The sequence below is a fragment of the Propionibacterium freudenreichii subsp. freudenreichii genome, assembly GCF_000940845.1.
Classification (GTDB): Bacteria; Actinomycetota; Actinomycetes; order Propionibacteriales; family Propionibacteriaceae; genus Propionibacterium; species Propionibacterium freudenreichii.
In genome coordinates this window covers 1,795,445-1,808,821 of the sequence record NZ_CP010341.1, presented here as the reverse complement: position 1 = coordinate 1,808,821, position 13,377 = coordinate 1,795,445, and the positions used below count along the sequence as shown (strand labels likewise).

Below are 13,377 nucleotides of genomic sequence, written 5' to 3'. Positions count from 1 at the left end.
CGTGGTCCCGCGGGTAAGGAAGCTGCGCGTCGGGGCCGCCGCCGGGTCGCTGGCTCTCGCAATCGCGATATTGAATCGGGCTCTTCACAGAAATGAGTGGAGCAGGGGTCTGAAGCCGCCGGCTTCGAGGAGTGACCTGAGTCGGTAGTTGGCCAGGTTCCGGAACCCGAGCGCGATGCCGCGGAGGTGCTCGAGACGGCCGTTGATCGCTTCCGTTGGACCGTTCGAGGTGCCCGGATGGTCGAAGAACGCCAGGATGTCTGAGCGGCGCTTGTGGAGGGTCCGCCCCAGCTGGGCCAGTTCCTCCAGCCCTTTCGGGACGCCGGTCTTGATCGCGTCGATCAGCCTCGACAACGCCGTCCTCCCTGCGGTCCGGTCGGGGTTGCGGTAGGCGGCGATGATGTTCTGGTAGACGCTCCAGGTGATCTCGACCTCGGCGTGGTCATCGGTGGCGAACAGCGCATCCAGATGAGTGTTCTGCCTTTCGGTGAGCAGACCGATACCGGTGTGGAGGAGGCGGCGGGCCTTGTAGAGCGGGTCGTCGCGGCGGCCCCGGCCGCCGGTGAGTTCCCGCTGCACTCGTTGCCGGGTCTGGTTCATCTTGTCCCCGGCCAACGCCACCACATGGAACGGGTCCTGGGGTTACCCGCAAGTTTCGGACGGTTGGATTGGTTCAGGCGGCCCGTGTCAGGGCTGCCGCGTGTTGGGCTTCGAACTCGACTGGGGTCTGGTAGCCGATCGCTGAGTTGAGGCGCTTCGTGTTGTAGAAGTCGTAGATCCACTCCTCCACGCCCTGAATGGCCTGCTGGGGGGTGTCCCACTCGTAGCGGTCGTAGAACTCAGCCTTCAACACGGACCACTGGGATTCGATCATCGCATTGTCCCAGCACACCCCGGTGCGTCCCATTGACTGGTCGAGGTGGAGTTCCCGGCAGCACTCATACATCTGCTCGGAGGTGAATTGCCTGGGTTCAACCGGTCGTTGCAACACCGGGTTGTTGGAGCGAGTGTAACTGCTCCTGGAATACTTCGGCGGGGGTCTTCCAGTCGAGGCTCTTGCGGGGTCGGTTGTTCAGTGCGAGGGCGACTGCTTCGAGGTCTTCAGCGGACCATCGTGAGAGGTCGGTGCCCTTCGGGAAGTATTGCCGCAGCAACCCGTTGGTGTTCTCGTTCGTCGGCCTCTGCCAGGGCGAGTGGGGGTCGGCGAAGAACACCTTCGTGCCCGTCTCGAGCGCGAACTGGGCGTGCGCGGAGAGTTCTTTGCCGCGGTCCCAGGTGAGCGTCTTGCGGAGCTGTTCGGGGAGCTTCATCATCGACGCGATGAGCGCGGCGTTCATCGCGACTGCGCCGTAGCCGCCCAACGCGGGCCCGTTCTTGATCGGCGGCGCCTCGCCCCACCCGTCCAGCCTCGGCAGGTGCACCAGCAGGGTCGACCGGCTCTTGCGTTCGACGAGAGTGCCGATCGCGGACCGGCCCGTGCCGATGATCAAGTCGCCCTCCCAATGCCCGGGCACGGCGCGGTCCGCGGCTGCTGCGGGCCGTTCGGAGAACACGACATCGGCGGTGACGTGACCTTGCGGGCGGTTCTGTGCTCGAGCCCGCGGCTGCCGGAGGGCGCGGCCGGTGCGCAGGCACGTGACGAGCTCGCGTTTGAGCGCACCACGGCCCTCAATGAACAGCGACTGGTAGATCGCCTCGTGGCTGATGCGCATGGATTCATCATCCGGGAAGTCGACCTTCAGCCGGTGCGAGATCTGCTCCGGGCTCCACGCGGTCGCCCACCGCCGGTCCTGCCGGTGAGGTTTGTTCAGCCCCTTCCATGCCGGCGGTTCCGGCCCCACGACGATGCTGCCGTCAGGCCGACAGACGTTTCCGGCGAGGCGCTCCTGAACGTACTCACGCAACCGGTCGTTGGTCGCGAGCTTCGCCGTCTTCGGGCGCTTCGCTGTCTGCTGAGCCTTCCATTGCGCTACCAACGCCCGGTACTCCTGCTTCCCGCTGCGCGTGGCCGCGTTGCGGCGCAGTTCGCGGGAGATCGTTCCCGGGTCGCGGCCGATCCTGCGCGCGATCTCACGCACGCCGACCTGCTTGGCGCGCAGGAGCGCGATCTCCTCACGCTCCTCGAAGGACAGGTAACGGCCGCTGGGCTCGGCAAGTGAGATCGGTGGCATGCCGCCAGCGTGGCGAAACCAACGGGACCCGACCGGCACAGACACGCCCACCTTCAGAGCCGCTTCGGCTGAGGTGATGCCCGTCGCGATCAGACGCCAGAACTGCCGCTGCACCGCCCGCGAGGGCTCAGGCCGCCCGGGCGAACGCATCGGCGGACGCAACGCCCGATCCGCACGCCATTGCCGACGCGCACCCTCGGGCACATCGCTCGTCTTCGCGGCCCAGTCCCTCGTCGCCACAGCTGAACACCTCCACGGTCAAGGTGTTGCGACGACCAGTTGAATTCACCTTGCGTGCCACGGTCGGAATGGATGATCACTTTCCTGGGCGCGTTCGGGCGAAGAATGCGAGCCCGAACGCAACGCCTCCTCCACGAGGTCCGTCGTCATGGTCGTCGACATGGCGGTTGCGATGACCTTCCGGGAGCAAGCGTCCTTGATGGCGCACAGGTACACCCACCCGGCCCGCGTCCTCAGGTAGGTGATGCCGGTGACCCACACGCGATCCACCTGCCCCGTGTCCCAGTGTCGCTTGACCCGGTCAGGGATCGAATGCGTGCGCGTCCCCGGTATCGTCGTCACCGGACGGAACCGGCGCGGGCTGATGCCCGCAAGGCCCTGACGGCGCATCAAGGCCGCCACCGTCTTACGATCCACCACCACCCCCTCACGGCGAAGCTGGGCGCACACACGCAGGTACCCGTACGTGCTTCGGGAGTCCACCCATATGCGGCGCACCGCCTCATCCAGGCGCCGACGCGCCCGGAGGCTGGGGAGAAGATGATCCCCATCCCGCTGCTGGGCCGCAACCCACGCGTAGTACCCGGAAGTGGACACTTTCAACAGGCGGGCCATCCGGGCAATCGGGTACCGAGCCTTCTCCGCCTGCATCAGCGTGTACTTCTCACTCACTGATGCTTCGCAGCGAAGAAGGCCGCTGCTTTTCCCAAGAACTCGTTGTCCATCCGCAGGTCCGCGTTCTCCTTGCGGAGCCGCTTCAACTCCTCGCGTTCATCCGGACTCAACGTGCTCGGCGTCATGGTCTCCTTCTCTGCCTTCACCCACCTGCCCAACAGTTGGGGACCCAGCCCCAGTTCCTGGGCGACCTCGGCGATCGTGCGACCCGAGTCGATCACCATCCTCGCCGCCTCATGGCGGTACTGTGCCGTGAACTTGCGACGCTGCCTCCGCGTCTTCTCGTTCCCCGTGCTCATGACAACACCTTCCCCCAGGGCCACCAGGCCCCGCCACATCAAGTGTCCGAAAAACCAGGGTAGGCCCATCAATAACTAGTGAGATTCGTTGATGATTCTTGTCGAGTGTTGAGTCAGGACTAGTGCCCGGCGCTTTTGCAAGGGACCTACCCGCGTAGTTGTGCATCGTCCGTCGTGCGCCGCTCCGCGGTGGGGAGGAGCCCGATGGGGCGCGGGATTATGCCCATGGAGACGTAGGTCGTGTCCGCCTCGGGGTGATGCGCCGCTAGTTCGGCTCGCTTCCACGACAGAACGAGGAGCCGGCGCAACGATCGACGTGGACGACGGCTCCGCCCAAGGGGACTGCTGCACGATCAGGCAACAACTTCAAATTCGTGCCACTAGGCGCCCCCGAACTGTATAGAGTGACGCCTACCGGGAGGGAGATTCGAGTGTCGGAAAGCGGACCAGAGAAGAGACTGAAGTTCTTCGGCCTCAGCGACTACGGAACCTTCTGGCAGGCCGACCGCCTCCTAGAGCTCGTCCGTGAATTCGATGCTACTCGTGGCGATCAAGGCATAAACGACATCGTTGAGTTGCATCATCTCGCGTTGTTCCTAGAACACAAAGTTCTCCCGAAGGACCTGGCCGAAGCAGAGCGAGACGCGCCTCTGGCGCACGGCCCCGAGATCCGGAAAGTCATCGGCAGGTTTTTCGGCAAAGTGACTGACGCCACCTTCTCAACGCTCGTTCAGGACGTTGACTTTCAGTACCGCACAGACGTCCTCGACCTCCTCGGAAAGAACAAGGTCTTCGAGCGCTGCACTGACTCGATCGTGCTTGCTGCACTTCAAGAGCAGAGTTTCCACCCGCACGATCTGCTCTCATGCCAGGCACTCGTGCGTGCCTACGACCAGGAGATTCGGGCCCTGCTACTCGCTGGGCCGCGCAATGCTGAGCTGCTTGCGCGGAAGTTCCTCCAGTCCGAGGGGCGGGATCCAATCCATCTTCCGAAGAGCTTCACTCCCGCGGATCAGCGTGGCCTGTTTGACCGCTACCTCGATGAGGAAGAGCCCAACCTCAACTTCGTCAAGCTGATCGCATCCGCACGAGCTGACAAGAACACCGGCGTCGATGCACGACTGAAGCTAAAGGCTCGTCGCAAGGCAGATGCGCTCACGAAGAAGATGTTCGAGTCCACGGAGGGGATCAAGACCGGCTGCGAAGTGGGCATCTCGGCCGATCAGGTCGAAGAGGTCGTCAAGTCTTTGGACGGCATGGTTGGCAAGTACTCCTACAGTCGAACCTGGCTCACGGAGAACCTCGACTACCCGACTATCCTGAATAACTTCGTTCACCTGTTCCAGTTCGCCAACGACCACATGCTCCTGGAACTCCCTTCCTACGGAGCGCAACTTGGCGTCTTCGAGCGGTTCATGGGTACGCCGGGCAAGGGCGACTACCGGACGGGGGCGGCGTTCAGGCTCCAGGACCAGGCGTCCTTGCTCCAGACCTTGATGTACGAGCGCTTCCTCAGCTCCGAAGGTATAGAGCTCGAGTTGGTCATCGCTTGGTTCTTCACGGACTACCTTGAGCAGGAGTTCGGTGCCAAGGGGCTGAAGTACCGCGCCTCCAGCCCGACCGCTACCTACCTTGAGAAGAGCCGCCATCTGTTCTCAGAGATGGAGAGCGTCCTCAAGCAGTTCACGCTGCATGTCGACTACGGCGAGGTTGACCCGGAGCTGCTGACAATCACATCGGGGCAGCTTTCCTACGGCGACATCCCGAGTCAGGTTGTGGATAAGTACGCCTACGTTGCCAACAACGCAGACATCCAAGGAATTCAGCACCTGCTCTTCTCGGACCAATCCGGATTGGTGCACATCAGCAGCGATCTGGAGGCAGAGAGCTTCCTCCACTTGGTCATCGCCAATGACATCGCCTACGACCAGTTCCACGAGTACCAACAGCGCAACATCGACTTCCTGGTCGAGAAGGGCATCCTGACCGGAGATCGTGACCGAATTGCGTTTGCAAGCGCGCCACAATTGCATGTGCTCAAGGAACTCTGGGAGTGCGAGGTGACGAGCTGTCTCCATCACTCGGCGGCCGGCCAGAAAGCCATTGACGAGATGGTGAGCGCCGGATGGCTGGCGCATCGATCAACGCTGCTCAGCGCCGCGGAGGTCAGCTACTTCAACTACTTCCTTAACGATAAGGAGTTCAGCAACGGACCTAGCCTGCGCAACCGCTACCTCCATGGATCACAGGCAGACGGTGACGACGACCGCGTTCACCGCCACACGTATCTAACAGCGCTCCGCCTACTCGTTGCGCTGGTCATCAAGATCAACGATGACTTCTGCCTGACGGATAACGCCGTGCTCGCGAAGGAATAGGGGCCGACCGCTGGCATGGTCGAGCCCTCTTCAGATCCCTAGTATGTGGCGTCTCAGCCGGGTTCCCTGCCGCCGTGATGGCGCGCTACCGCCTTCGTGGCGTCCAGCAGGCTGACCCACGTCGAGGGTGAGCCTGTGTCCCCTGATCAGTAGCGAGCACTGACCGTGGGGAGAGGGCGCACGTGAACCCCGTGTTCAGATGTACCTATGTGCCGGAACGCGGTGGAGTTCCGGTTCAACGTCTGAGCTATGGCTACTGGGACGCGGGCCCCGGTGGCTGGAACAACATCTGGTTCGGGAACCTGGGGTGAGGGGGAAAGCTAGTGGGTGCGTCGCTCGCCGTGAACTGGATAGGGCTCGCGGTCTTAATCATTTCGATCGTTCTTGCTGTGGTGAGGTTGGCGGAGTGGTGGACGAATCGCCGTCGGAAATATGTCACTTGTCAGTCACAGTCAGTTGGGATTCCGGCGGGGGATGGGAAGAGCGTTTCGACTCGGTCCTACGTGACAGTCACCGTAACCACCGAGGGTGCTCCCATCGCGATCGCCCGGCTCGGCTTTGAGCTCGTGGGGGAGTCCTCCGAATCAACTCAAGAACCCGCCATGGGTTCGGTGAATGACATTCCGACACTGTCTAGAGCTGGTTTGCCACCAACCGGCTTCGGGGATCCCGTGAACCTTGCGTCGGGAACTAGCGAAGCGTGGGCGGTTTCACTGAGCGTCCCACCGTTCGACTACTCCACCATGGTGGGCTACATGTTTCGTGCTGACGTGGAGTTGACCAATGGAAAGCACATGTATTCCAAGCCATTTTGGCATGTTCCTAGTCCCCCCATGGGATGGTCGGGAGATGACGTGAACGCAAGGCTCTCCGGAGCATGAGACGAAGCGTGAGGGCAATTCGTGGTCGAATCGACGGGCTGGCCTGCCATCAGTCCTATAAGACGTCACCTGCCGACGACAGTCCGTCCCTGTCCGGGCGGGATGCTTGTGTGGTCCCGCCGACTGCTCATCCGATGGAGTTGGTGCCCTGATATCCGTCACGGCTGAGCCGCCCTAGCGGAATGCGAGTCAACTGGGAGGGTCATTTGGCGGCTGAGGGAACTCGTTGCTGTCGGGTTGGCGTGACCTCGGGGCTTGGGTGTGGCTGTCCGTCCAAGGCCTGTGACGGCAGATCCTTCGAGTGACCGGTGACCGACCAGAGCTACAGACGTTGCGTGACGAGGTTGTCGGAATCAAACGTCACTTGGTCGCCTAGACGGGACAGAAGACTCTGCGGGCCCCGCGTTCGCCGCAGACGGGCATGCCATTGGCTCGAGTCGTTCACATGGCGCGGAGACGTACCGTCGGCTCGGTGGGGCCGACGGGGAAGGACGAGTCCCGACCCCGACCACAGGAACCCATGAGTTCCGATATTATTCTCTCGATCTTCCTCACCCCCACCCGAGAGGAACGCGCGGACCGCTGACCGCGCGACGAATGCAGATGAGCGATTCAAGGCGAGTTCCTGCCCTTGCTGCCCAGCATCTGTTTCTGCCTGCTCGGCGCACCAGATAGGGAACATGTCATGCAGCTCTATTGCGGAAATTGCGGTGCTCCTCTTCCCACCGGCGCCACCGTCTGCCAGCAATGTGGGACGCCGGTGGCCCCGCTGACATCGGAGGCGACCATGCCTCCCACCTCGCCGACGCCCCCGGGGAACCAACCCCTGTGGCAGCCCGCCCAGGGCTATGGGGCGGAGGCGCCCGCCGTGGTCACCGCTCCCGGCAGTGCGCCGCAAGCAACCGCCGGTTCCGCGGCCGTCACGCCGTGGGCAGTCGTCCTGCTGGTGGTGGGTGCAGTGCTCCTCTTCTCCGTCAGCTTCTTCGCGGGATACCTGTGGGGGTGGGTGTGATGAAACGAGTCCTCATCGTCGTGTTGGCGCTGCTCCTGATCATCGCCGGAGGCCTAGCCGGCAACGCCTTTCGCAATGCACGCATGCTCGCAGAGGGTGCGTCGTACAGGTTCAGCACAACCGTGAACCCGGCGGCCTCAGCCTCGGCCACGCCTGCAGGCGGCTCGTCGCCCAGTGCGTCGACCGGCGCCGGCAACTCAGCGACCATTGATGTCAGCTACGAGGCCGTGATCGCCCACGTGGACAAGTCGACCGTGGCCCAGGTCACCAACCAGACCACCGGACAGGGCTGGCAAGCGCACATCGCGCGCAGCTCCGGTAGCGGCTATACGCTCACCGCCCCCGACATGCCAAGCTTCACGATCAAGCAGAGCGCCAACCCCTTCGGTTCGGCGTCCCTCAGCACATCGGCCGACGAGATCGCCGCCAAGGACAAGAGCCTGCAGGCGCAACATCCGGCGACATCGGCCCCGAGCGCCCCCGCTTCGCCGAGTCAGGGCCCCACCGCCGCGCCGTCTCCATCGTCCGTGGCGCGCACCCAGATCCTCTCGGCTTCCCCACTCCTTGCAAACGGGCAGCTCGATCCGGGAGTCACTGTTCGCAGCGGTGACCCGTCAGCGGCCAGCGCCCTCGAGTGCACGACCAGTGGCTCAATCCTTGAGTCGTTCGACTGCTCGCCCGCCCTTGTCACGGGCGCGGAGGCCTGCTGGCTCGAGCCCTCCACGGGCGCCGGCAGCGTGAACATCCTGTGTGTCGACGCGCAACCCCGGACCTTTATCCGGTACAAGAATGTTGCAGTCGCGACCGGTGGATCGGCTTCGGGTTCAGAGCCCATCTGGATTGAAACCGATGACGGATCTCAGTACCGGGCGAAGGCGGACGGCGCGCTTGATATCAGTTCTGATAACTACTCCCCTATATTTCTCTGCGCGGCCGGGCCGTGCCGGCAAAGTGGTGACAACGTGCTCTGGAGCCCAACGGACGCGTCGCCACACATCGACACGAGTCAGGGGACCTGGCGCGTGCTGGTCGGCACTGTCACCTCCGAAGCGCCCGCAGTGAAGCGCAGCGAGGCCGTCACCAAGGCGTGGGTCACCAGCGGGGCTTGACCGGGCCAAACCGAGGGGGACCCCGGTGAGGCAGGCGGCGCGGCTCACAGGGCCGGCGACAGCGTTCGACGCGCATGACAAAACGGGAGAACCATGAAGAAGTTACTTGCCGGACTGCTGATCGTGCTCATCGCGGTGGCCGGCTTTGCCGGCGGCAACCTCCTGCGGCAGCACACGATGCTGGCTGACGGTGCCAGCTATCGGTTCTCCCTCGTGGTGCCCGCAGCCGACCAATCGGTTGCCGCGGCCACAGCGACGCCGGCGGCCGACAGCGTCGCTGGCCCGCCGGCAGGTTCATCGCTCACCTATGAGGCGGTGATCCACACCCGGGAAGGATCGTCGTCGGCCGACATCGTTAATCAGGTCACCCAGCAGTCATGGCGGGCCGAGGTGGTGCGGTCGGTGGGCAGGGGATACAAACTGATTGCCCCCGATCGACCCACCTTCACCCTCGAGCAGTCGCTGAACCCCCTGGCACGACCCACCCTGACGACCACGCCCCAGGAGGTCACGAGCCACCCGGAAGCCGCCCCGTCAGCCCCGGTATCAACGCCAACACCCGCCTGCCGGGTCTACAGCGGAGCTGAGCTGGGGCAGATCGTCGGGCGACAGCCGATCGCGGAACGCGGGCCGGCGCATCAGGAAATCATGTATGACAAGGGCGGTTGGACGATGCTGAAGCTTCCAGACAGGTATTACGGGAGTGGGTCGTGGCACATTTTCCACACGGTCGACTGCGTGCCCCGCCCAGTTCTCATGTATGGCAGCGACGCAAGCGACAACTTCTCGGTGGCCAGGATGACGGCCGCGGGCATCCCGGCCGACCTTCAGGCCTTCGTGCGTGGACTGGGGATCTTCCCGTGACCTCCCGGTGTGTCGACCCAGCGATGGTCGCGCGCCAACAAGTCCTGCAGGGCCGCCGCTGCTGACCCCGCGGGGGCGGCGTCGCCATGCCAGGAAACGCCGATCTCCCGACGCGCCGCAGGATGGTCGATCGGAACCTCCACCACATCGTCCGAGGGCTGGATGGCGGGCGGCAGGATGGCCACGCCCAGGCCCGCCGAGGCCAGGCCGCGCAACGTCTGGATGTCCTCACCCTCGAAGGCGAAGGTGCGGCTGATCCCGGCGTCGCGCAGGAGCTCGTCGACGATCGTGCGCAGTCCATAGCCCGGAGTCATGGCCAACAACCTCTCGTCCGCCAGCTCCGAGAGCTGGACGCGATCGCGCCCGGCGAGACGGTGCTCGGGAGCCACCGTCAGCACCAACGGTTCGGCATACAGGCGCAGGGTATGGGCATGCTTGGTGGGCGGCAGCGGCGGTGAGACGAGGATGGCGTCGGCAACACCTTTCTCGAACAGGTCAATGCAGCTCTCCCGGGCGCCCTGGCGCAGGTCAACGTGGGCGTCCGGCCGGTCGGCAAGCAGGGCCCGCAGCAGCGCCGGCACCACGCGGCGTCCGAAGGTGTGCTGGAAGGCGATCGTGACGCTCGCCCCGGCGCGCTCGAGCTCGCGATGCACGGCAGTGACCCCGGCCAGCGCCGCCGTCCGGGTGCTGCGTGCGTAGTCGAGCAGTGTCGTGCCGGCATCGGTGAGGGCCACGCCCCGTCGGTCGCGACGCAGCAACGGGGCACCGATGCGGTCGGACAGCCTGGCCATGGCGCGGCTCACGCTGGGCTGCGGCACTCCCATCACCTCCGCAGCGGCGGTGATGCCGCCCTCATCTGCCACCGCCACCAGAAAGGGCAGGTCGGCCAGCACCTCGCGCAGGGTTGTGGTGTCCAGGGGCTCATCCATACGGAAATGATATGGGAGGGCTCCACGCTATGCATTGGTGCTATGTGGATCTGCGCCGTAGCGTCGTCCTGTGAGCGTGAGGACCAGGACACGACAGGCAGCAACAGCCGATTCGGCGCAGGCCGGCTACGCGCCGGGATCGCGCGAATACCGACGTGTGGTGGTGGCACTGACCTGCGCCGGGCTGGCCACCTTCGCCCAGCTCTACTCGCCCCAGGGGATCCTGCCGCTGATCAGCGCGCGACTGCACGTGACCGCCGCCCACTCCGCGCTGCTGATCTCGGCGGCAACCATCGGACTGGCCGCCGGCGCCCTGCCCTGGGCCTGGCTGGGTGACCGGATCGGCAGGCTGACCGCGATGAAGTCGGCCATGGCCGCCGCCACCCTGTGCGGGGCACTCGGGTTGCTCATGCCGGGCTTCGGCGCGGTGCTGGTGCTGCGCGTGGCCGAGGGATTCGCGCTGGGTGGGGTTCCGGTGCTGGCCATCGCGTACCTGGGTGATCAGGTGAGTCCGGCGTTCACCGCCCGGGCCGCGGCCGTCTATGTCTCGGGCACCTCGATCGGTGGACTTGCCGGACGCCTGGTGGCCGCCCCGATCGCGGAGTGGTTCGGCTGGCGGATCGGCATGGCCTCGGTGTTGGGGTTCGCCGCCGTGGCCACCGCCGTGTTCATGGTGATCGTCCCTGCAGTCCGCACCCCCGGGAGGCCCGAAGGGAAGGGGCACGGCACCCGACGGGCCGCGCTGCGCGCCCTGCTCGAGCCGGGACTCCTTGCGCTCTATGCAGTCGGCTTCCTGCTCATGGGCGGCTTCGTGGCCGTCTACAACTACCTGGCCTTCAGGCTGCGCGCCGCACCCTTCGGCCTGCCGACCACGGTGACCTCGCTGCTGTTCCTGGCATATCTGGCCGGCACGGTGTCGTCCCAGCGGGCCGGGCGACTGGCCGGACGCCGTGGCCGCCTGGGCGTGCTGCTGGGTGCGATCGCGGTCTTCATCCTCGGAGTCGGCCTCACGCTGGTTCCCGCGCTGCCGGTGATCGTCGTGGGACTGGTGGTGCTGACCGCCGGGTTCTTCGCGGCCCATGCCATCGCCTCGGGGTGGGCCGGGGTGCGTGCGCCAGCCGGCGGGGCACAGGCGCCCGCGCTGTACAACGTGGCCTACTACGCCGGTTCCAGCGTGATGGGCTGGTTCGGGGGCATCGTGTTCGTCGGCATGGGATGGGTGGGCCTGGTCGGACTCGTCGCCGTGCTCGCCGCCGCGGCCGCAGGCCTGGCAGTGTCCACCCTGCGCGGAGCCGAGACCGTCGGCTGATCCGCTGGGCCCAGAGGGCATCGGGTCGGACCACGATGCGTCATGTTGCCGCCCTATTTCACAGCGTCACATCACCGGGGCTGGACCGGATCCATGGCCAGTGCCGCGAGCGTGGATCGCGTCGCGGTGGGCAACGCTGTGGGCGGAACAAGTGGGCGCCGCGGCTCCTTGTTCGTGCCGTCAGCCGCTCCTACGCTCACCACATGGAGTCAAGAACCACGCGTTCGACGCCCGACGTGGGCAGCCGGGCAGCGGAGGACCCGAAGGTCCCGGATACGGCAGTCGACGGCGATGCGACCCGAGCGCTCCCCACGACACTGGCGGCGCCCACGGGGCTGGCGGCCTTCACCATGCTTCCAAGCCAGGACGCCGGTGGCGTCTGCGATATCGACGGGACCTGCCACTGATGACCACGCAATTGTTTGACCATGCCGACGACCGCATTGCCGTGGACGTCTGGAGCGACGTCATGTGCCCGTTCTGCTATCTGGGTGATGGCCTGCTGGGCAAGGCGCTGGAGGATTTCCCGCAGGCCGATCAGGTGGACATTCGCTATCACAGCTTCCTGCTGATGCCCGACCTTCCCGAGGGCGTCACGAGGGACCTTTCCGATGTGCTGGAGAACGAGCGCGGATATCCCCGTGAGCAGACCGAGGCGATGAACGCCCGTATCACCGAGCAGGGCGCCGGAATCGGCCTGGATTATCACTTCGACGACGCCCTGGCCACGAACATGCGGCGGGCCCACGAGCTGTCCCACTTCGCCAAGGACGCGGGAAAGCAGCACGCCATGGTGCAGCGCTTGTTCCGGGCCTATTTCACCGAGGGGCTGGACCTGGGCGACGTGGACGTGCTCGCCGATCTGGCCGGTGACGTCGGCCTCGACCGGGATGCGGCCGTGGCTGCGTTGCAGGCGGGAACCTATGCCGACGACGTGGAGACCGATATCGCGCAGGCCCAGCAGCTGGGCATCTCCGGGGTGCCGTTCTTCGTGTTCAACGGCAAGTATGCGGTGTCGGGGGCCCAGCCGGCGGAGGCCTTCAGTCAGGTGCTCAATACGGTCTGGAAGGAATCGACCGAAGCAGCACCGGCAGGTGAATGATGTCCGGTCACCGAAGGCGTGCGGCAACGCCGTGACGCAGGGATGGTCCGGAAACAGAACAGTCCCGACATAGGAAGAAGCCCCGAGAGGATCATTCTCGGGGCTTCTTCTTCGCAGTGGTCGGCAACTGGCTCAAGTTGCAGCAACCACGGGATATGGATGGGTTACCCAGTTGGGGCGCCTCGGGTAGCAGTTTATCGTGCCAGTGAGGTGCCGGCTGGTGGGGAGAAAGGCATGTTCCGCAGTGAGTACGTCCCCACGAACCTCCGCAAGATCCGATTGGTCGAAATGATCGGTGACCACCCTGGTGGGGAAGGAGCGTGAGGCCGGGCGCTTCGCGCAGGCTTTGCTCAATTCGACCGCCAAGTGTTGGTCGACAAGCATCGGCCTTCCCCTGGAACTAGTGCG

The 13,377-nt window shown here is 64.9% G+C and carries 9 protein-coding genes and 4 pseudogenes; 8 read left to right on the top strand and 5 right to left on the bottom strand.

Annotation, left to right across the window (positions count from 1 at the left end):
• Nucleotides 1-84: 84 nt before the first annotated feature.
• From RM25_RS07870 to RM25_RS07855, 4 genes and pseudogenes are all read right to left on the bottom strand, one after another.
• A pseudogene (locus tag RM25_RS07870) lies at nt 85-636 on the bottom strand (ISL3 family transposase); the annotation flags it as partial.
• A 37-nt stretch (nt 637-673) separates the two neighbouring features.
• Nucleotides 674-967 (bottom strand): annotated as a pseudogene (locus RM25_RS07865) (transposase); the annotation flags it as partial.
• Nucleotides 968-971: 4 nt separating this feature from the next.
• Nucleotides 972-2,321 (bottom strand): IS30 family transposase, encoded by a 1,350-nt coding sequence (locus tag RM25_RS07860; protein WP_421957925.1) that lies wholly within the window; start codon nt 2,319-2,321, stop codon nt 972-974.
• A 140-nt stretch (nt 2,322-2,461) separates the two neighbouring features.
• Nucleotides 2,462-3,385 (bottom strand): annotated as a pseudogene (locus RM25_RS07855) (IS3-like element ISPfr11 family transposase); the annotation flags it as partial.
• Between the two features lie 431 nt (nt 3,386-3,816).
• Between RM25_RS07855 and RM25_RS07845 the strand changes: the two are divergent.
• The 5 genes and pseudogenes from RM25_RS07845 to RM25_RS07830 all read left to right on the top strand — a co-directional run bounded on the left by RM25_RS07845 (nt 3,817) and on the right by RM25_RS07830 (nt 9,629).
• A complete protein-coding gene (locus RM25_RS07845; RefSeq protein WP_230954665.1) occupies nt 3,817-5,763 on the top strand; it encodes a hypothetical protein in 1,947 nt (648 codons plus the stop codon).
• Between the two features lie 1,566 nt (nt 5,764-7,329).
• Nucleotides 7,330-7,401: pseudogene (locus RM25_RS13540) on the top strand (zinc-ribbon domain-containing protein); the annotation flags it as partial.
• Between the two features lie 30 nt (nt 7,402-7,431).
• Nucleotides 7,432-7,656, top strand: a complete 225-nt coding sequence (locus RM25_RS07840; protein ID WP_013161552.1) for a hypothetical protein — start codon at nt 7,432-7,434, stop codon at nt 7,654-7,656.
• Nucleotides 7,656-8,765, top strand: coding sequence for a hypothetical protein (locus tag RM25_RS07835; RefSeq protein ID WP_013161551.1), 1,110 nt, complete (start codon nt 7,656-7,658; stop codon nt 8,763-8,765). The genes RM25_RS07840 and RM25_RS07835 overlap by 1 nt, the downstream gene beginning before the upstream one ends.
• Before the next feature lie 93 nt (nt 8,766-8,858).
• Nucleotides 8,859-9,629, top strand: coding sequence for a hypothetical protein (locus RM25_RS07830; protein WP_013161548.1), 771 nt, complete (start codon nt 8,859-8,861; stop codon nt 9,627-9,629).
• On the opposite strand, the gene RM25_RS07825 is transcribed toward RM25_RS07830, so the two are convergent.
• On the bottom strand, nt 9,593-10,558 hold the full coding sequence (locus RM25_RS07825; protein WP_044636277.1) for a LysR family transcriptional regulator: 966 nt from the start codon (nt 10,556-10,558) through the stop codon (nt 9,593-9,595). The genes RM25_RS07830 and RM25_RS07825 overlap by 37 nt on opposite strands.
• 70 nt (nt 10,559-10,628) lie before the next feature.
• Here RM25_RS07825 and RM25_RS07820 point away from each other — a divergent pair, with 70 nt between their 5' ends.
• The 3 genes from RM25_RS07820 (at nt 10,629) to RM25_RS07815 (ending at nt 12,969) form a co-directional block, all read left to right on the top strand.
• Nucleotides 10,629-11,867 (top strand): MFS transporter, encoded by a 1,239-nt coding sequence (locus RM25_RS07820; RefSeq protein ID WP_044636276.1) that lies wholly within the window; start codon nt 10,629-10,631, stop codon nt 11,865-11,867.
• Between the two features lie 203 nt (nt 11,868-12,070).
• Nucleotides 12,071-12,274 (top strand): hypothetical protein, encoded by a 204-nt coding sequence (locus RM25_RS12610; RefSeq protein WP_013161545.1) that lies wholly within the window; start codon nt 12,071-12,073, stop codon nt 12,272-12,274.
• Nucleotides 12,274-12,969: a DsbA family oxidoreductase gene (locus RM25_RS07815; protein WP_013161544.1), complete on the top strand. Its 696-nt coding sequence runs from the start codon at nt 12,274-12,276 to the stop codon at nt 12,967-12,969. Before RM25_RS12610 ends, RM25_RS07815 begins: the two co-directional genes overlap by 1 nt.
• Nucleotides 12,970-13,377: the final 408 nt, after the last annotated feature.

Bases quoted from the DNA above. Each gene is read 5' to 3' on its own strand.
- RM25_RS07825 (WP_044636277.1), bottom strand. From the start codon at position 10,558: ATGGATGAGCCCCTGGACACCACAACCCTGCGCGAGGTGCTGGCCGAC.
- RM25_RS12610 (WP_013161545.1), top strand. From the start codon at position 12,071: ATGGAGTCAAGAACCACGCGTTCGACGCCCGACGTGGGCAGCCGGGCA.
- RM25_RS07840 (WP_013161552.1), top strand. From the start codon at position 7,432: ATGCCTCCCACCTCGCCGACGCCCCCGGGGAACCAACCCCTGTGGCAG.
- RM25_RS07830 (WP_013161548.1), top strand. From the start codon at position 8,859: ATGAAGAAGTTACTTGCCGGACTGCTGATCGTGCTCATCGCGGTGGCC.
- RM25_RS07815 (WP_013161544.1), top strand. From the start codon at position 12,274: ATGACCACGCAATTGTTTGACCATGCCGACGACCGCATTGCCGTGGAC.
- RM25_RS07835 (WP_013161551.1), top strand. From the start codon at position 7,656: ATGAAACGAGTCCTCATCGTCGTGTTGGCGCTGCTCCTGATCATCGCC.
- RM25_RS07860 (WP_421957925.1), bottom strand. From the start codon at position 2,321: ATGCGTTCGCCCGGGCGGCCTGAGCCCTCGCGGGCGGTGCAGCGGCAG.